The organism is Taishania pollutisoli (assembly GCF_014518315.1).
Lineage (GTDB): Bacteria > Bacteroidota > Bacteroidia > Flavobacteriales_D > Crocinitomicaceae > Taishania > Taishania pollutisoli.
On record NZ_JACVEL010000004.1, the window covers coordinates 182,043 to 201,243 of the forward strand.

The 19,201-nt window shown below is 40.1% G+C and carries 17 protein-coding genes and 1 tRNA gene; 7 read left to right on the forward strand and 11 right to left on the reverse strand.

Annotated elements, in window-relative coordinates; translation table 11 throughout:
• Positions 1 to 300 precede the first annotated feature (300 nt).
• Together H9Y05_RS07900 and H9Y05_RS07905 are read left to right on the forward strand one after the other, a co-directional pair.
• Positions 301 to 666, forward strand: a complete 366-nt coding sequence (locus H9Y05_RS07900) for a helix-turn-helix domain-containing protein (RefSeq protein ID WP_216713980.1) — start codon at positions 301 to 303, stop codon at positions 664 to 666.
• A 1,557-nt stretch (positions 667 to 2,223) separates the two neighbouring features.
• On the forward strand, positions 2,224 to 3,810 hold the full coding sequence (locus H9Y05_RS07905; protein WP_216713981.1) for a recombinase family protein: 1,587 nt from the start codon (positions 2,224 to 2,226) through the stop codon (positions 3,808 to 3,810).
• Here H9Y05_RS07905 and H9Y05_RS07910 read toward each other — a convergent pair.
• Positions 3,791 to 3,864, reverse strand: a tRNA-Arg gene (locus H9Y05_RS07910). The two genes, H9Y05_RS07905 and H9Y05_RS07910, sit on opposite strands and share 20 nt — an antisense overlap.
• A 175-nt stretch (positions 3,865 to 4,039) precedes the next feature.
• Between H9Y05_RS07910 and H9Y05_RS07915 the strand changes: the two genes are divergently transcribed.
• A complete protein-coding gene (locus H9Y05_RS07915; RefSeq protein WP_216713982.1) occupies positions 4,040 to 4,240 on the forward strand; it encodes a hypothetical protein in 201 nt (66 codons plus the stop codon).
• Here the strand turns inward: H9Y05_RS07915 and H9Y05_RS07920 are convergent.
• Complete coding sequence (locus H9Y05_RS07920; RefSeq protein WP_216713983.1) at positions 4,230 to 4,901, reverse strand: phosphatidylserine decarboxylase family protein; 672 nt, start codon at positions 4,899 to 4,901, stop codon at positions 4,230 to 4,232. The two genes, H9Y05_RS07915 and H9Y05_RS07920, sit on opposite strands and share 11 nt — an antisense overlap.
• A gap of 4 nt (positions 4,902 to 4,905) precedes the next feature.
• Entirely contained in the window at positions 4,906 to 5,724 is an 819-nt protein-coding gene (locus tag H9Y05_RS07925; RefSeq protein ID WP_163489774.1) for a phosphatidate cytidylyltransferase, read from the reverse strand.
• Positions 5,725 to 5,989: 265 nt separating this feature from the next.
• Here H9Y05_RS07925 and H9Y05_RS07930 point away from each other — a divergent pair, with 265 nt between their 5' ends.
• Positions 5,990 to 6,757: a class I SAM-dependent methyltransferase gene (locus H9Y05_RS07930; RefSeq protein WP_163489775.1), complete on the forward strand. Its 768-nt coding sequence runs from the start codon at positions 5,990 to 5,992 to the stop codon at positions 6,755 to 6,757.
• Between the two features lie 12 nt (positions 6,758 to 6,769).
• The gene (locus H9Y05_RS07935; RefSeq protein WP_163489776.1) at positions 6,770 to 7,720 is read left to right on the forward strand and encodes a cytochrome-c peroxidase; all 951 of its coding nucleotides are present in this window, start codon (positions 6,770 to 6,772) and stop codon (positions 7,718 to 7,720) included.
• Between the two features lie 36 nt (positions 7,721 to 7,756).
• On the opposite strand, the gene H9Y05_RS07940 is transcribed toward H9Y05_RS07935, so the two are convergent.
• The gene (locus H9Y05_RS07940) at positions 7,757 to 9,997 is read right to left on the reverse strand and encodes a cation:proton antiporter (RefSeq protein WP_163489777.1); all 2,241 of its coding nucleotides are present in this window, start codon (positions 9,995 to 9,997) and stop codon (positions 7,757 to 7,759) included.
• A 795-nt stretch (positions 9,998 to 10,792) separates the two neighbouring features.
• Here H9Y05_RS07940 and H9Y05_RS07945 point away from each other — a divergent pair.
• The gene (locus tag H9Y05_RS07945; RefSeq protein ID WP_163489778.1) at positions 10,793 to 11,872 is read left to right on the forward strand and encodes a glycosyltransferase family 4 protein; all 1,080 of its coding nucleotides are present in this window, start codon (positions 10,793 to 10,795) and stop codon (positions 11,870 to 11,872) included.
• Between the two features lie 2 nt (positions 11,873 to 11,874).
• Here the strand turns inward: H9Y05_RS07945 and H9Y05_RS07950 are convergent, their stop codons facing one another.
• A complete protein-coding gene (locus tag H9Y05_RS07950) occupies positions 11,875 to 13,104 on the reverse strand; it encodes a TraB/GumN family protein (protein ID WP_216713984.1) in 1,230 nt (409 codons plus the stop codon).
• A gap of 383 nt (positions 13,105 to 13,487) precedes the next feature.
• Here H9Y05_RS07950 and H9Y05_RS07955 point away from each other — a divergent pair, with 383 nt between their 5' ends.
• On the forward strand, positions 13,488 to 14,792 hold the full coding sequence (locus tag H9Y05_RS07955; protein ID WP_216713985.1) for a DEAD/DEAH box helicase: 1,305 nt from the start codon (positions 13,488 to 13,490) through the stop codon (positions 14,790 to 14,792).
• Between the two features lie 90 nt (positions 14,793 to 14,882).
• On the opposite strand, the gene rpmA is transcribed toward H9Y05_RS07955, so the two are convergent.
• The 6 genes from rpmA to H9Y05_RS07985 all read right to left on the reverse strand — a co-directional run bounded on the left by rpmA (position 14,883) and on the right by H9Y05_RS07985 (position 19,162).
• Positions 14,883 to 15,149, reverse strand: coding sequence for a 50S ribosomal protein L27 (gene rpmA / locus H9Y05_RS07960; protein ID WP_163489781.1), 267 nt, complete (start codon positions 15,147 to 15,149; stop codon positions 14,883 to 14,885).
• A 43-nt stretch (positions 15,150 to 15,192) separates the two neighbouring features.
• Positions 15,193 to 15,504: a 50S ribosomal protein L21 gene (gene rplU, locus H9Y05_RS07965; RefSeq protein WP_163489782.1), complete on the reverse strand. Its 312-nt coding sequence runs from the start codon at positions 15,502 to 15,504 to the stop codon at positions 15,193 to 15,195.
• A 138-nt stretch (positions 15,505 to 15,642) separates the two neighbouring features.
• Positions 15,643 to 16,569: a DMT family transporter gene (locus tag H9Y05_RS07970; protein ID WP_216713986.1), complete on the reverse strand. Its 927-nt coding sequence runs from the start codon at positions 16,567 to 16,569 to the stop codon at positions 15,643 to 15,645.
• A 1-nt stretch (position 16,570) separates the two neighbouring features.
• Positions 16,571 to 16,921: an arsenate reductase family protein gene (locus H9Y05_RS07975; protein ID WP_216713987.1), complete on the reverse strand. Its 351-nt coding sequence runs from the start codon at positions 16,919 to 16,921 to the stop codon at positions 16,571 to 16,573.
• Between the two features lie 4 nt (positions 16,922 to 16,925).
• Positions 16,926 to 17,828 (reverse strand): hypothetical protein, encoded by a 903-nt coding sequence (locus tag H9Y05_RS07980; RefSeq protein ID WP_163489785.1) that lies wholly within the window; start codon positions 17,826 to 17,828, stop codon positions 16,926 to 16,928.
• The gene (locus H9Y05_RS07985; protein WP_216713988.1) at positions 17,825 to 19,162 is read right to left on the reverse strand and encodes an FAD-dependent oxidoreductase; all 1,338 of its coding nucleotides are present in this window, start codon (positions 19,160 to 19,162) and stop codon (positions 17,825 to 17,827) included. Before H9Y05_RS07985 ends, H9Y05_RS07980 begins: the two co-directional genes overlap by 4 nt.
• Positions 19,163 to 19,201 lie beyond the last annotated feature (39 nt).

The window sequence follows — 19,201 nt, forward strand, 5'->3', positions numbered from 1 at the left end:
CAGATTAGGAAAGTCCCTATGATCTTTTGCCCCTTTTTTTCAAAACAGTTTGTTATAATTAAAAAAAAATGTGCCTACTCTCTGTGGTTTTCGGCTTTCCCAAAAATTCCTTGGCACTATACTGCGGAGGAAACAGATTGGATATGATTGTAATATCCGGTTGATGAGCGCAATATTAAAAATCAATTTGGTTATATCCTAAAAATCCTTTTGCGATTTTTTTGCGATTTTTCGCAAAAAGCAATTTTTGTACGCATCAATTAATTATCTTCGGTGGGTATTTTTGATAAAATAATGCCCATGAAAAAAGAAAATTTGTCCAGTCTCCGCAAGAGAAAAGGCTACTCACAGCAGCAGATCTCTGACTTATTGAACATGGATGTTTCCAACTACCAGCGCAGGGAATCCGGGGAGAAAAGTATTTCAATGGATGAATGGCAGAAGTTGGCAGAAATACTTGAAGTACCCCTCGCTGAAATATACGAAGCCGAAGAAAAGCAGGTAATTATTTTTCAGGATCATGCACAGAATCATCATGGTATAGGCAATACGTATTCGATACCTGAATATCTGCTTGAACACCAACTTAAATATATAAGCAGACTGGAAGAGGAGAATGCTAAGTTGCGTGAAATGCTGAACCGTAATACGGATAACAATAAATAAATACAATAATATCATTTCATAGTTAGTTAAGGCAATCGTAGTCCCGTTCTTGTCCTAAAATAGTTTTACAATCCATTTATTGACCATTCCGCCCTCAAATGAGGTGGCAGTTATAAAATAATTCTATCTTAAAATTGAATGTTTGCCCGTTATGACCCTAAAACAGCGGTCACTTATAAATAAATCCCTAACAATATCCTTTTTTTGACCGTTCTGACCGCAAATAGATGGTCAGTTATAAATTAATTCAATCTTACAATTGAAAAACCGCCCGTCGTGACCTTAAAATGGCGGACATTTAAAAATAAATCCCTCACAATATCCACTTTTTGACCATTCCGCCCATAAATGTGGGGGCAGTTGTGAAATATTCAATGCTCGGAGTAAGTGTTGACCGTTTTGACCACAAAATAGCGGTCATTTATAAAATAATTCGGTTGTCTTCAAAATACTTTAAGTGATTATCAAGAAATAATATTCATAAGAATGGTTACTAATCACGTCTTTTATATCTTACTTCGAAGACAGAAGGTTAGCCTAATAAGTGATAAAGATTATTTGAAATTTCGACTCTGACTCAAATATAATAGAAGAAATATATCGGTTCATCGTATCGGGATATGAAATTCGTCACATCGAAAAATCAAGTTTATCGAAAATGAACCGAATCGAATCCGAATCGAAATAATTCAGATAAAAGAGTTAGACTGTCAAAATACATCGGCTCATCGTATCAAAAGATAAAATTGGTCGTATCGAAAGATCGAATTTATCGAAAATTAGCCGAATCTATTCCGTATCGGCGCTGAATCGGTATTCGATACGGAAATTGACAAAATACTATAAAGAGAATAGTGTCATGATTCGTCAATAATAAGTAACCACGTAAATGTAAAAACCAGCTATCGAACCATACAGCTCAAACCCTTGTAAGTCATCAGTATTTTTCAATAATAAAAATAACTGCCCGGTTTTATTGTTTAATTAAATTTCTTAAAAACAACTTGTTAATAAGTATTTGACCGTTTAATAAACTATTAAAGGGGCGAATAATAATTAATGATTTTTCAAAAATGCGCGTTACATAAAGAGATGATTGATCAATCGCAAAAAGAAATATCAAAAACTAAATTCAATATACTTTAATCTCTTTGTTAATAGAGGGGTTCAGCATTTTTAAGAAATTTTAATAAAAAATACGTGGGTCGGAGTTTAAAAAAATTTCGTAATTGCAAAATCCAATCACATGAAAACGGATAAAATAAGTAACAGAAAACACGTAAATGCAAGTGAATATACAACATACAGCGCAATTTGTATGCTTCATAGTAAAAAGGGGAATAACACTAAAACTGTTCCCCATGTGTGCGTTTGCTAAACATCGTATTGAGCAAGCAAAAGAACGTTTGCGAAACAAACTCACATACGAGTATATTACTTCACTTCCAAAGTACAAAAACATCACACGCAAACAATACGAAAAGTTAATAGATATTATTGAACCCGTGTGTTTGGTTTTGTTGGAAACGGTTATCAATTCTAATCAACTAAAGAATCATGGATAAATTAAGTGTGTTTAAGCAATTTGCACCCAAAGCAGAGGAACAAAATCAAACAAAAAATGCAGTTATATATACCCGTGTTTCTCACTCTAAACAGGAAGATAACACCAGTTTGGAAACACAGCTAAAGAACTGCAATAAGTATGCAGAGAGCAATGGTTATAATATTGTTTCATATTTTGGAGGAAAGCATGAATCTGCAAAAACAGATGAACGCAAAGAGTTTGGAAAATTACTTTCGTTTGTGAAGCGTACGAAAAGCGTAACTACAATTATTGTGAATACGTATGACCGATTTTCCCGAACGGGTGCAAGCGGAATCCAAATTGCAGAAGAACTGCAAAAGAAATATAAAGTTACAACCCTTTCCGCTTCGCAGGGGATTGACCCGACCACCATTTCAGGAGAAGTGCAGCGTAATATTATGCTTATTCTCGGACATTGGGAAAATCTGAACCGAACGGAAAGAACAGTAAGCGCAATGCGTGAATTGATAACAAAGGGATACACTCCGTACTCCATTCCACGTGGTTATGTGAATCTGAACAAAGGAGGAAAAGCGGTTGACCAAAAAATTGTATTGAACGAAGAAGGGAAACTATTACGTAAAGCGTTTCTATGGAAAGCTGAAAAGCAAATGCGGAATTGTGAAATCCTTACACGGTTAAACGCAATGGGGTTGAAACTGGATGACCGCAGAATAAGCGAGATATTTGCAAATCCGTATTATTGCGGGATCATTGTTTCTAAGTTCATTCCGGGAGAAGCTATCGAGGGGAAACACGAACCAATGGTATCGAGAGAGGTTTTTCTGAAAGTAAACAGCATTGTTGCAGATACCCGAAACCATCCCGTTTCCCACAAAGAAGAAGATGAAAATTTACCGCTCAAGCGTTTTGCGTGCTGTTCTGAATGTAATGCACCGTTAACAGGGTTTATTGTGCGTAAAAAGAATCTTTGGTATTACAAATGCAGAACAAAGGGGTGTAACTCCAATAAGAGTGCAAAACAGCTTCACGAACAATTTAAAATGCTTCTTTCAGCATTTGAGATAAAAGAAAGCGAAACGGAATTGATTAAAATCGGAATTACTGAAATGTACAGCGCAATTTTTGAAGAAGCAAACGAAAATCAAAAATTGTACAAAGCGAAAATTTCGGAACTGAAAAAGAAGATTGAGAGCGCGGAAGAAAATTTGGTAACGGGTGTAATTGACCGAAAAATGTTTGACAAATTCAGTTCAAAATTCAATGTTGAAATCGTGGAATTAGAAAACCAGCTTGCAAAATTCAACAGGGGGAGTTCTAACCTTGAAAAGTGCTTGAATACTGTTGTTAAATTTTGCAGAAAACCCTTGCTGTGGTGGGAAAACGCACAAGTGGGAGAAAAAATGATTCTGCAAAATTTGTTATTTCCAAGCGGAATTATCTATGACCGAAAAAATGACCGAGTTCTAACTGAACGTATAAACAGCTTTTTTGCTCCAATCCCTAAATTGGTGGGAGTTTTGAGAGAAAATAAAAACGGGGAAAATACTATTTTAAGTACTTTCCCCGTTAGAGTGACCCCGGCAGGATTCTAACCTGCAACCGCTGGAGCCGAAATCCAGTGCGCTATACAGTTGCGCCACGGAGCCTGTTGGTGTAAAACAACTGAAATCTAAAATGACCGTTGAATTACAAAACCGCTGTTAGCGGGCTACAAAGGTAATATTATCTTCCCGTTTTTGCAAATCTGATTAAATTAAATGTTAATCTCATTGGAAACTATTCTTTTTTTCTTTAATTTCATCTGTACTATACTGTAACAATATGAAGAACATTCGAAGGTTTCAGCGGGTAACATTTGTCAGTTTTGTAGGCCTAAACTCCATTGTTTATACCGAAATGGCAGAGTTTCCCATCAACGAACAAGTGATCCTGATCATTTCTGTCGTTGCCATTACAACAGGTCTGGTACTGCTTTCCTCCCTTTTTAGAAAAAAATCTACACGTAACCAACTCAACCCTTAGACAGTTCGCCGATTTTTGTCAATTTTGACTTGACAACATCCCCGATCTTCACATTGATGGTTGCGTCCAACGGCAAAAACAAGTCGATGCGTGAACCGAATTTGATAAACCCGAATTCTTCTCCGGTTGTCACGTGTTGGTTTTCTTTTACGTAATAACAAATTCTTCGCGCCATTGCTCCGGCAATCTGGCGAAACAATACCTCTTGCCCGTTGGCATGTTGTGTCACAAACGTAGACCGTTCGTTGTCCGTGCTGCTTTTCGGATGCCATGCTACCAGGAACAATCCTTTGTGGTATTTCACGTACTTGATGATTCCCGAAATAGGGTTGTAATTCGCATGCACGTTCAAAGGTGACATAAAAATGGAAATCTGGATGCGCTTGTCCTTGAAATATTCTGTTTCTTCCACTTCTTCAATCACAACGACTTTCCCGTCAGCCGGACATAAAATGTCAAATTCTCCGAACACCGCTTTTCTGTTCGGAATTCGGAAAAACTGGATGATGAGGTACAATAAGACCATCAATCCCAACGACAGGATAACGTACAACCACAACCAACCCAGGGTGCGGTACAAAAAGAAATTTCCAACTTGCAACAGAGTTACGGAAAGAAACCCGATCAGCATGATTAAATAACCTTCTCTATGAAATGTCATACTCTTAATTTAAATATACATACAACTGATGCCACATTACAAAGAACGGGATCGCAAAAAATGAAGCATCAAAACGATCTAAAATTCCACCATGTCCCGGCATGATGTTACCCGAGTCTTTTACACCCAGGCTGCGTTTGAATAAGGATTCCAGCAAATCTCCATAGATGGCGGCCGGAACGATAAACAAGACCGATACAATCCAGAACAATTGCCTTTCCGGATCAAATAATGTGCTGAGTGCAAAAGCCATTAACAGCGTGAAAAGAATTCCTCCGATGGTTCCCTCCCAGGTTTTTTTTGGTGAAATGCGCTCGAATAATTTTGTTTTTCCGAAAAACTTGCCGCTCAAAAAAGCAAACGTATCGTTGGTCCAGATCAGGAGAAACATTCCAGCCAGCAACGGAAAAGAATGCTGATCGGTTAAGTGAATTGAAATGGCTAACAATAATGGCATGCAAACATACACAAAACCAAATAGCGATATGCCGATATTGATAAGTGGTTGTTCTTTCTTTCGCCAGAGTTCCGTGCTGCACCAGATAAATACCAGGCAGAAAATGACTTCATACGCCCAGGGAGCGTAAGCATATAACTTCAGAATATATAAGCTGCTGATGAGCAATGAAAATACGGTATTGAGTTGCCAGTTGATGGTAATGCTGTTTGCATGTTGCACGAGTTTTCCATATTCTGCAATTCCCAATGTTGTAAACAGAAACAGGATGCCAACTGTATAAACAGGATTTTCCAGGAACAATGGTACAAGTATCAGGCTGATAAATACAGCTCCGGATAATGTCCTGACTAAAATATTGTTCATTGTTACGAAGAAAATTTGTTGTAAAGATAATTGCTTCTGTGATTTTTATGGTATAAAGCAGGAAGAATGTTGAAAGTGCTATAGAAAGAACAGGGAGAAAATACAGTATTCGGGGACTTCTGGAAGTGATGTGCATATTGTCATATAGTGATATCGCATTATTGCGATCTGACGATATGTGATTTATAGCATGGAATCGGATGTATGCTGAAGAGTCCGTTGATTTGCTTATATTTGCACAGCAAAATTTTGACGCAGATTTTCCATGAAAAAACTCTATAAATTTTTACTGAATAAATTACCGCGACCCCTGTTGATTCGCCTGAGTTATCCGTTTAAGAAACTAGCACCGCTGTTGTACAAAGGAAACAATGTTGAGTGTCCGGTTTGTGGAAAAAGTTATTCAAAATTCCTTTCCTACGGAGCACAAAACAGGGATAATGTTCTTTGCCCGGGAGATTTGACGCTGGAACGACACCGTTTGATGTGGTTGTACCTGCGTGATTTTTCCGATTTCTTTACAGCAGATCACCTGAAAGTGTTGCACATTGCACCGGAACAATGCTTTCACAAAAAATTTCAGGGACAAAAAAATTTAGACTATCTGACAGCCGACCTGGTTTCTCCGATTGCTGATCTGCACTTTGACCTGCATTCCATTCCGCTGGAAGACAATCGTTTTGATGTCGTATTCTGCAACCACGTTATGGAACATGTAGATGACCCCATTCAATGCATGAAAGAATTGTACCGGGTAATGAAACCCGGTGGTTGGGCAATTATGCAGGTACCACAGGACATTAAGCGTACAGAAACATTTGAAGATAAAAATATTACGTCTCCTGAGGACAGAGAAAAATACTATTGGCAGAAAGATCACTTGCGTTTGTTCGGACTGGATTACCCGCATTGGTTGGAGAAAGCAGGCTTCAGATCTGAAGTATTTGATAAAGAAGCAAAGATTGGTGAGGAAAAAATCAATCGTTACCGTTTGATGAAAGGAGAAATACTTTACATTTTTCACAAAGACTAAGAATTCATCGGAATGAAAGACAGATTGTTGGTTATACCGTTCATTGGAATTGCACTGGCGGTTATTTATTCGTGTTCACAGCAACCGGAAGTCGTTGTTGAAGAAGAAATCGATCGGGTAGAGGCAGAGCGTTTATTGGGACAGTTATTGTTCCACGAGCGCAGGTTATCAAAAGACAATACGGTTTCATGTGCTGCTTGCCACGTTGCTGAACTGGCGTTTACGGACGGAGTACCCAAATCTGCAGGAATTGAAGGAAGAACGGCTTTCCGGAATTCCCCAACCTTGTTCAACATGAAAGATCAATCCTTGTTTATGTTCGACGGTGTGATTGAAACATTGGAAATTCAGGCACTAAGCCCGATCCAGGATCACAATGAGATGGGAAGTTCCATTGCAGAAATATTGGGCAAACTGAAAGAAGACAAAGTGTACAAAAAACAGGTGCACAAAGCCTATGGCCGCGATTTGGATGCACAAGCGATTACACAGAGCCTCGCAGCATTTCAGCGGACGCTGATTTCAACAAATGCACGATACGATTTGTACCTGAAAGATCCCGGACAGTATCCTTTGAATGAAGACGAACTGGCGGGAAAGAAACTTTTTACCGAAACGTTTAATTGCATTTCCTGTCATGCACAGCCGCATTTTACGAACGGAAAGCCGGAGAGCAACGGGATTCAACTAACAAAGGAAGACTGGGGAAGATACCGTGCTACGGGGAAAGAGGAAGACAAAGGGAAGTTTAAAGTTCCGTCACTTCGCAATATCGCGATTACACATCCGTACATGCACGACGGAAGATTTGCTACATTGGAAGAAGTACTCCGATTTTACGCCGGAAAAAAAGAAGCGCATGGATCGGAAGTGGTACGCGGGTATAAAATGACGACAGGTGAACAACGGCAAATTATTGCGTTTTTGAATACATTGACGGATACCGCTTTTATTGCACAATAAAAACCGTTTTCCAGATCCGGAAAGAAACAGGTGTCATCACCCGATCAACTTGTTGATTTTACCCGTATCACCTACGATCCAGACAATATCACCGGATTCAATCACCCAGTCAGATTCGGGATTGAGATAACGCACCTTATTCCGCTCAATTCCAACGACCAGTCCCTTCACTTTTATTTTGATACCTGAATTCCGGATGGATTTCCCGATAAACGGAGAATTGTCCGTGATGGTAATGGCTTGAAGAGAAACATTGGGGTCATCAATGACAAAGTCGATGTGTCCCTTTGGCGCAATCAATCCTTGTATGTTGGCCAATTGCTCATCCGTACCGATTACACTGATTTCATCGTACGGATAAATGTGCTCTTCTGCATTCGGAATCCGGATATTGTGGTTCCCGCGGTGGATACATGCGACATTTACTCCTGCTTGTTCCCGCCAACGCAGATCCTTCAGTTTTTTACCGATTACGGGTGAATTAGCAGGAACCTGAATGGTTGCAATGTGGGCATCCCAGGGTGCAAGTTCAGGAGCTGGACGATTGTCATTTTGCTGTTGAGCAGCAGCTTCAATTTCCCGGGCGTTCAGGTTGGTTTTAAAACGGTCTTCGATGACCCGGTAGAAACGCTGAATTTTCTTCCTGAAAATAATCAGGAATGCGAAAATGATGACGGTGGCTGTTGCTGCAACAATGTCTGAAAAGAAGATACGCAGCATGAAAATGACAAAAAATACAGCCAGTCCCATCTTGACAAGGCTTACAAGGTAGACCAATCCTTTGTACCGGTCTTGTGACAGCAACCTGTTTCGCAGTTCAGAATGGTGGTTTCTGGCTACCAACGCCCAAAGGAAAGGTGCCATCGCTGATAAGGTAATCAATGCCGTGGTAATGTTGGAGAGTTTAAATTCAAACCGCTCGGAAATAAAAGGCCGCAGGTAACGGGAAGAAGCAATGATAATGCTGATCAGGATGACAGAGTAAATAACAGAATTTGTCAGGGATACCTTGATTAATTTCTGCCAGTCTTTTGTTGCGGAAGCAGATTGAGCATTGAGTGTGTACTTGTTCAAGCGATCTCTGAGTTTCTCCGGCATTTTCCGGTCTACCCATTCGTAGATAGGAACGGAGGCCCGGATCATGTAAGGAGTGGTCAAAGTTGTAATGGCAGAAACAGCAACCGCAATCGGGTAGAGAAATTCACTGATGACACCCAATGAAAGTCCGAGCGTTGCAATGATGAATGAAAATTCACCGATTTGTGCCATACTCATTCCCGTTTGAATAGATGTTTTTAATGGTTGTCCGGATAGAAATGCGCCCATGGAAGTGAAAAAACCTTTCACAAAAATGGTTACCAATGTCAGAATAACGATCGGAACAATGTATTCCAGCATCATGGACGGATTGATCAACATTCCTACGGAAACGAAAAAGATAGTACCGAACAGGTCTTTTAAAGGTTTTACCAGGTGCTCGATCTTTTCTCCCTGTTTGGTTTCTGCTAATATAGATCCCATGATGAAAGCACCGAGTTCTTTTGAAAATCCGACCTCTACGGCAAGAACAACCATGAGTAAACACAAAGCCAGGGATACAATCAGCAGTGTTTCATCGTTCATCAGCTTTTTCGTGCGCTTGAGCATCGTGGGAATGAAGAAGATTCCGGCAATGAACCACAATACCAGGAAGAAAAGTAACTTTAGAATGGCCTGGAAAATATCTGCATTTTGGGCCTCACCGGAGCTGGTGGCAATGGTTGATAATAAAACCATCATGATAATGGCAATCAAATCTTCCACAATCAGCGTTCCGAATACAACCCCTACGAATTTCTCTGTTTTTAACCCCAATTCATCAAATGCGCGAATGATAATGGTTGTGGAAGACATGGCCAGCATTCCCCCCAAAAATAAACTATCCATGGTTGTCCAACCCAGAATAGACCCGATCACAAAACCGAAAAACCCGACCCCGATGATTTCCACCAGAGCAGTTACGGAGGCGGCTCCTCCGACTTTCCCCAGTTTTTTAAAGCTGAACTCCAACCCCAGACTAAACAATAAAAAGATCACCCCGATTTCTGACCAGATGTTGATATTACTGGTTTCTCTAACTGTGGGTAACAGATCAAAGTGAGGACTGATCAGAAACCCGGCCAGAATATAACCGAGTACAAGCGGTTGTTTTAATTTTTTGAAGATAAGCGTTACTACCCCTCCTGCGGAGAGAATCAACGCCAGGTCAACAATCAAGTTTGGTAAATGATGCCCCATAATTCGATGTTGTCGCAAAAATAATGAAAATAACTGAAAAAATGGTCCGGAGAATTCAAAAACCGTACAACTATAAATTATAAAAGGGAGAACTGCTGCTCTCCCTTTTACATTAACCTAAACTACTACTACTACTTATGAAAACTAACTCTTACTACTACTATTTAATCCTACTCAAAATCTGTGCCAAATTGCTCACCTTTTTCTTTCGGTTGTGTGATTGATTCACATTACAAATGTATAACTTTTTTCTATGCATGCATATTAATTAACATTCTTTAAGAAGTGTTTAACAAATTATTAGCAACTCCTCTTCTTCTAAAACGAAAAAGAGGCTGAAATATTGTGTTTACAGGAAATAATTGATTTTTTGTGATTAGAATTGCCCTAAATACAAAAGAGAGAATCAAAATGGACTCTCTCTTTTGTATAACCTAAACTACTACTTATGAAAACTAACTCTTGGTACAAAGATACAGCGTTTTTACGTATAGGGCAGATTTTTTTTCTTAAAAAAACGTTAATTTTAGATGTATCCGTTAATAAGCCCGATCAACGGGTTTTTTAGATAGGTTGAAAACGAATTGGGGATCGGCAAACAAACCGAGAGTTGCTCTGTGTCACGATGAATCCTTTACATACAATCCCAATGTATCTTTTATGTGTATGTGCTATGAGCTTCATTGTTTCTTTTTTATCCGGGGTAAAAATGATCATTCGATTTTTAGAACAAAACCTATTTTAATTACTTTTGACAGCGTCATGTCTTTTTGACAGTGATATGACAACACAACAATGAGTCGAGATTATAAAACAATTTACATTCTTTCTCCATACCCGCACGGAACAGCTCCTTCCCAGCGATTTCGTTATGAGCAATACCTTGACAGTTTAAAACAAGAAGGGTTTTCAATTGAAGAATATGCATTTATCAGCCGCAAAGGATGGGAATTGTTGTATCAAAAAGGACAGTTTCATAAAAAAGCACTGACCATGCTGGGTGGATGCTGGAGACGATTTTTACTGTTGTTTAAGTTGAAACGGGCCGCTTTTGTGTTCGTTCATCGTGAAATGGCACAGTTCGGACCACCGGTATTTGAATGGATTGCGGCTAAACTATTGCGTGTCCGTTATATCTATGATTTTGATGATGCGATCTGGCTTCCGAATTATTCCGATTCCAATGCCCATGTTCACCGGATCAAATGTTATTGGAAAGTACCCTATTGCATTCGCTGGGCTTCTAAAGTAACCGTCGGGAATGATTACCTGGCAGCGTATGCGGGGAAATACAACAAGAATGTTGTGGTCATTCCGACAACCATTGATATGGAGAATCACCACAACCAAACAACCGATTTTCAAAATGAAAAAATAACGATCGGGTGGACAGGAACACACTCAACGATCAGGTATATCGACGATATTATCCCTGCCTTGCAACGGCTTGAGCATGAATTTGACTTTGATTTTGTTGTCATTTCCAACAAGAAACCGGAATTGGAATTGCGGTCGCTGGTCTACAAAGCGTGGAATAAAGCAACAGAAATTGAAGATTTATCTGAATTTTCAATCGGAGTGATGCCACTTCGGGAAGACCAGTGGTCGAACGGAAAGTGTGGATTCAAAGCATTGCAATACATGTCATTGGGTATTCCGAGTGTTATTGCACCAGTGGGGGTCAATACGGAAATTGTACAAAACGGGGAGAACGGATTTTTGGCTGCCACAACAGATGAAGTGTATGCTGCTTTGAAAGCGTTGATACTCGATGGCGAACTTCGAAAAACAATCGGGTTAAACGGACAGGAGACAGTAAGAAATCGTTATTCTACAACGGCAAACCTTCACAAGTACATCGAAATTTTTAGCTGAGTTTACCGGTTATCTTCTTCCGGATATTCAAACCAGATATTATCAAAAAAACGCTTCGGGCGGGGGGAGTTCATGAACTTATTTCCACCATATGCTTTGAGAATGGCGAAGTAGTGATCCGAATCAATCACCCGTACCCAGGAGATTCCTTCCGGGTATGAATCTGAGATACCCTCAATATAGCGTGTTTCATCATCAAAGACCCCTTCTGTTTTCTTTGAATCACCGGGACTTTGGATGTAATCCATCGCGACGGACTGCAATGTCTGACCTTCTTCTTTGGCGATGACTTCAATCGAATAGGAATTTCCCTGCCCCATTTCACGATAAATCAGGTTAAGGACAACACCTTCCTTGTCAATGTCAAACGGTTTTCCGGGGAAGACAGCATGTAATTGTGTGATGGAATCAAAATAATTGTAGCTCTTATTGGAAAGTACCTCGAGCTTTTCAGGAATAGCCTCCTTACTTTTTGTATACAAAACAGGTCGCAAGTGGTGCCCCTTACTTCTCAATAAATTGATAACCCCTTTCTCCCCTCCAAGGTGTCCGGCTCCGATGGCGATGAACAGGTTTTCTTTTTTGAGCAGCGAATCAATCCCGTCCGCCATGATTAAATTGCGCTTGGTAATCAGGTTGTCAAAAAAATCCGGATTCCATTTCAAACTCGTTCTCAGTAATCGTTCCAGCGCATCAATATTTCCGCTTAAATACAAATTGATGGCTTTGTCTTCCGCCTGAATAAACTGATCGGCATAGGAATATGAAAAATTAAACGGATTCTCAACCAGACTCATTTGATCTTCTATTGCCTCCAGCGCATAAAAGTTTTTATTGGCATTAAATCCGTATTGCATAAAATAGAGGTCCAGAAATTGAGGCATCCCGTCTTCATCTCCGTATGATGTTCTCGACGCTGAAGAAGATTTGGTATATGGTTTTCCCTCGTTGTCATATTCCAGGTTTAAATAATCATAACGGGTGTCCCAATCTTTGAACATGGCATAAATGTCCGTTTCCAGGACAATTGCCTTGGAGTTGTTCAGGGCTACATAAACGGAATCACTCAATTGAAAAACACGCTTATCATTGGTATGAAAACTTCCGAACAGGTAGCTTTTCTCTTTTTTTCCTTTTGTGGTGATTTCCCACAGCAATTTATTTTCGTACTGAATTTCTTTTTCTTGTGAAAAACTTGCAAAAGGAAATAAGAAGATGAAAATTAAAAACATAGTTGAAATACAAATCAGATACTAAAGGTAGTTATAATTTAGTTGTTATTCCTCATTCTCTGTAACAAAAAAAACGGTTCGAATATTCGAACCGTTTCCTAACCTAACCTAACCACTATTCACTGAAAAAGACTTCTAGTTTGATTGTATATTTATGTATAAATAACTATCAACTTTCGTGAGACAAATATACGCAAGCTAAACTGATTTAGTGAAAGTTTTTCGACAAATGATTGTATTTTTTAGACGACTTTTTTATTTTTTTTAACATAAACACGTAACTATTTGATTTATAGATGTTTAATTAATTTCACAGATGTGTTCTCATTTTAATTACAACCGTAACCTACTCATCATGCGTTTTTATCACTTATTTTGCAGAGATGAATATGCACAACCATTTCCTTTCAACGCTGGGATTTAATGAATGGACATTCGTACAGCGTGAAACCTTTGTACAGTATCCGAAACAAGATGAACTGGTGTTATATGCTCCTACGGGATCGGGAAAAACACTTGCTTACCTCATTCCATTGATTGACTCATTAAAGGGGGATACATCCGGACAGCTGAAATGTATTATTTTTTCTCCGACAAGGGAATTAGCGCTTCAAATTGAACAGGTGTTTAAGTCGTTAAAATCAGATGTAGGCATTACAGCATGTTATGGAGGACATCCGATCAAGACGGAAGTAAAAAACCTATCTGCCGGACCTGCTGTTATTGTCGGGACTCCCGGAAGAATTGCTGATCACCTTCGCCGGGGACATATTGAGATGAACACTGTTACCCATTTTGTAATCGATGAGTTTGATAAATGCCTGGAGATCGGGTTCCTGAAAGAAATGGAGGAAGTGTATTCCCGGTGTTCCAGCCTGAAGAAGCGTATTTTCTGCTCTGCAACACGGATTGAGTCGTTTCCTGATTTTGTGCAACTGAAACAACCGGTTTACATTGACGTGCTGTCGGATATGGATGAACCGGATATCACATTTTATAATGTAACAGACGGGCGAAACAGGCCGCAGAAAATGAAGCAAATGATTGCGGGATTTGCGTCGAAACCCACGATTATCTTTTGCAACTTCAGGGAAGATGTCGACGGATTGCTGACCTATTTTGAAGGGCAGGATTTTGCGGTTACACCCTATCATGGAGGGTTGGAGCAGGATGAACGTGAGCGTTCTCTGATTAAATTCAGAAATGGAAGTGCGCCTGTTCTGATCTGTACGGATTTAGGTGCCAGGGGACTGGATATTCCGAAAATCAAACATATTATTCATTACCAGTTGCCCGAAAAAGAGGATGCGTTCATTCACCGGAACGGAAGAACTGCCCGGATGAGTGAAGACGGCAGTGTTTACCTTTTCACGGAAGATCTGGAAGATGCGCGTTACCCGCTGCCGGAATGTATAGAATACAAGCCCAAAGAAACGGCGAAGTACCGTTCTCCCGAATGGACAACAGTGTATTTCAGTGCCGGTAAGAAAGATAAAATCAATAAAATTGATTTAGTAGGATTTATTTGTCAAAAGGGAGGAATAGGTAAACAAGATGTGGGAATGATTGCCGTACTGGACAGAAGTTCGTATGTCGCACTCCGATCACATTTACTTCCGGAACTGTTACCTGAGCTGAGAAAGCACAAAATAAAAGGCCAGAAAGTACGCATTTCGGTTGCCAGATAACTTCCTGCTGATACCGGATCATATTTAAACAACCCATAAAAAAAGCGAACCCATCTGAGTTCGCTTTCATTTTTTTGCTTTCGACTGTTATTAAGCCTCTGTTTCAAAAGGAACAACAGATACGAAAGAACGATTTTCTTTTTTCTTACGGAATTCTACAACGCCATCAGTCAATGCATACAATGTGTGGTCTTTTCCGATACCAACATTTTGTCCCGGGTGGTGTTGTGTTCCTCTTTGACGAACAATAATGTTACCAGCGATTGCTGCTTGTCCACCAAAAATTTTCACACCCAATCTTTTGCTTTGAGATTCACGACCGTTTTTAGAACTACCGACTCCTTTCTTATGTGCCATGTTTTATAATTTTTAACCGGACATTGTCCGATCTAGTTCTTAATTACGCTTTAATTCCGGTAACCTTAATTGCTGTAAAGCATTGACGGTGCCCGTTTTGTTTTTGATACCCTTTTCTTCGTTTCTTCTTGAAAACGATTACTTTGTCTCCTTTTACGTGCCCAACAACTTCCGCTGTTACATTAGCACCTTCTATAGCCGGGGCGCCCAAAGTTACATTCCCTCCGTTGTCAACCAAAAGAACACGATCAAACGTTACTTTGTCTCCTTCTTTTGCATCTAAGCGGTGAACATACACTTTTTGGTCTTTTTGCACCTTAAACTGCTGCCCTGCTATCTCTACAATTGCGTACATATAGCTTGTTTTTATTAATTAATTTCTAAAAAATGGATGACAAAGATAGATAAAAATTCCAAGATGTCAACAGTTGAACGTGAATAATTTGAAAATAATCCATTTATTTTTCCGGAAAGCATCAAAAAGGGAGGAAAATTACCGTTTAAACCGTTTTTTAATTCCTTCCGAACGTACAACCATATAGACTCCTGCAAAGATAACACACATCCAGAGAAGCTTAATTGCTGTGATGGATTTGGTATAATCTTCCGACAAACTGATTGCATAAAATAAATAGGCAAAGACAATGACCATCACTGGTTGCAGATAAATGTAGGTACTCGTTACACTTGCGCTGAGGAACTTCATCGCATACATGGTCAACAAATATGTAAAGAAGGTCACACCGATGATCACATAGGTAATTCGCAGCCATATACCAAACGGGATGGAGGAGAAGTCAATCAGTGTAAAATCGATCAGTGTTTGTGGAAACAGCAGTACATACATAGCACCGAAGGTAAATACGTAGGTTGTTACGGTCAGGGCAGAATATTTTTGCATCAACGGTTTGACCAGGATGAGGTAGATGGCATAACTCACAGCATTAATAAATAACAGGATATCCCCAAACAGCGTGCTGCCGTCCGTTCCGTCGGATTGCAATGCCAGAAAAACAGCTCCTGTTGCACCAATCAGTACACCCGTAATTTTGATGGTATTCATGGTTTCCTTCAGGATAAAGAATGCCATGATGGCAACCATGATCGGGTTGAGGGTCATAATGATTCCCGAATTGATGGCTGAAGAATGATTGAGCCCGTGAAAGAAGCACAGTTGATTGACAGCAACACCGAAGATGCCGCAAACGGCTAACTTCAGCAAGTCTTTTTTTGCTACTTTTTCACGTTTTGTAAACAGGGAAACCAGCCAGAATAAAAAAGTAGCACCTAATACCCTGAATGCAATGAAGACATTCGGAGTGAGGTAAGCGGGCATGACGTCCTTGGCAACAATGTTGTTGGCTCCGTATAATGCATTGACAAAAAACAGGGCTACATGGGCTTTTGCCGTATTGCCCATTTTAGTTATTCAACGATTGTTTTGCTTTTTCTACCACCTCTTTAGCGTTCCCGATAAATACAGCTTCTTCGTTGATGATAAACGGACGTTTTAAGAACGTGTACTCTTCCAGCATCAATTGACGATAGTCCTGCTCGGATAAGTTTTTATCTTTCAATCCCTGTTCTTTGTATTTGGTCGCTTTTTTTGAAAACAATGCTTCATACGAACCTTCTTTTTTTGCCAACCAGTCCAATGTATCCGCATCAATGTTTTGTTCTTTGATGTTGACCAGTTCAAAATCTGTTGTGTTCAGTTCTTTTAAAATCCGTTGATTGGTAGAACAGGTTTTTAAATAATAAATTCGTTTCATTGGATTAATTATTTCGCATGGTGTTTTTGTCCTGATCGTTAACTTGCGCAGGCGGGCAACCTTTCGTTTTCTTTTGAAACAGGTACGTCCACTTGATTTTTGCCAGCATCGGGTAATAATTAGAATCAAACCATTTGAAGTCGGAAGCTCCTTTTCTCCATTCATGGATTCCGAAAATCGGTACCTGTACGGATGGAATCAGCATGCTTCTTCGGCTCAAACGAATTCCGAATCCCAATTCGTAGTGAACGTGGGCCATAAACGGATGGTGAAAATAATGCCTTCCAGGTACAGCTGCTGTAACGAAATCCGTGTAGGCAGATCCTTCCTGACGCTTGAAGTTGAAATCTAAATTCACTCCGAATCCGTTGTCGATGAAGTATTTTTTACCGATGTAAAAGTTTTTATGAACCGTAACCCGAGCCGATGCAAACAGGTTGCGAAATTGACCGGTTTGTTCATCCGTAGCAATGATATTGTTTGTTACAGGATCCAATAAATCGATGCGTGTCGTCTCATTTCCGTTGAGCATTTTAATTCCAACACCCCAGTCGATGTAAGAAACGAAAATATACTTCAGTTTTTGAGATAATTTGGAGCGTTTTTTCGGGAAATGAATCATTCCGACTTCTGCAAAAATCCCTGGTAATCCTTTGGGAGTTGTCGTCAAATCATATGAACGCCCTATTCCCGGATAGTTTGTGGTAATAGGTGTTTTGCGGGTTGCCAGTGTGAATGTCGGCCCGACAGATAATTGCAAACCAAACGGTCTGTATTCATTGAAATCGGATGCACCGCCAAAAAAATCTTTCTTGCCTTTTCCCTTTCCGGGAACCATGTTCCGTTGTGCTGAGGCGAATTGTATCAATCCGGTGATCAGTAACAAACTGAAGATTGTTTTCATCATACCAAGCTTAAAATTTTATCAATTACTTCCTGCGAATCCCATTTTTCTTCTATTCCGGGGATAGCCATCACCTCGTCCATGACTTGATTCTGAACTTCTCCCTGTTTGTGAGCAACAGAATAGCGAATATCGCTGAACGTTACCTGAGAGTATAACGGCATCCATTTATTCGGGTACAGTGTACTGAATTTTGCTTCGATCTTTTTGCGCAACAGGAACATCGGATCGGCTACGTAGTCACGCATGACTAAGTAATTGTACAGTGACAAATCCTGTAAGGCGTCGCCATCCGGTTTTCGGGTTGCACTGTATTCTTCAAAAACAGCTTCCCAGTTTTCGTTGTGTTTCTGCATCAGTTCCCACAACACCGTACAGTCTTCAAATCCGGCATTCATCCCCTGTCCGTAAAAAGGAACCGTTGCATGTGCAGCATCTCCCATCAATACGGTTTTATGGTGATGCCACGGGTAACTTCTCATAATGGCCAGTGATGACAAGGGATGGTTGTCCCATTCATCGGCAATCTGAGGCATCAGGGCATAAAAATCAGGAAATGTTGATTTAAAAAATGCATCTACTTCTTCCCGCGTATTGACTTTGTCAAATGCATTTTCTCCGCCTTCGTGCGGCATGAACAGGGTGCAGGTATAGGAACCGTCCTCGTTGGGAAGTGCGATCAGCATAAAACGACCTCTCGGCCAGATGTGCAGCGCGTTTTTATCCAGTTTGTGTGTTCCGTCTTCATTGGCAGGAAGCAAAATTTCGCGGTATCCGTCAGCAATAAAGTTTTGAGAGAAGTTGAAGCGGTCTGTTCGTTGCAAACCGACATATCGGACTGCGGAGAAGGCACCGTCACATCCGAAAATGACATCTGTTTTATGATGGACTTGCTCTCCCGTCTTTTTATTGAGAAATGTTAATTCGTTTGTTTGTAGATTGATATCAATACATTGATGGTTGTACAGAATTTTCGCTTTTCCTGTATTTTCCGCAGCAGTCATCAGAATGGCGTTTAAATCTCCCCGCGATGTGGAATAAATGGCTTCATTTTCTTTTCCATACGGTTGAAAGGTAAGATTCCCTTCCAAATCGTGCATCATCCGGCCATACATCGGGATCGCTATTTTTCGCACTTCTTCTGCAGCCCCGACTGTTTCCAGTGCTTTCCATCCCCTGTTGGACAATGCCAGGTTGATGGATTTACCGGCAGAAATATCCGCTTTCCGGATGTCATCACGCGCTTCAAAAATGGTAACGTTGTAACCGGCTTTTGTTAGATAAACAGCCCATAAAGATCCAACTAAACCAGCTCCGACAATTGTAGCTTCTTTCATTGTTTTTGATGTATAAAAATTGTTGTCTGTCCATTCACA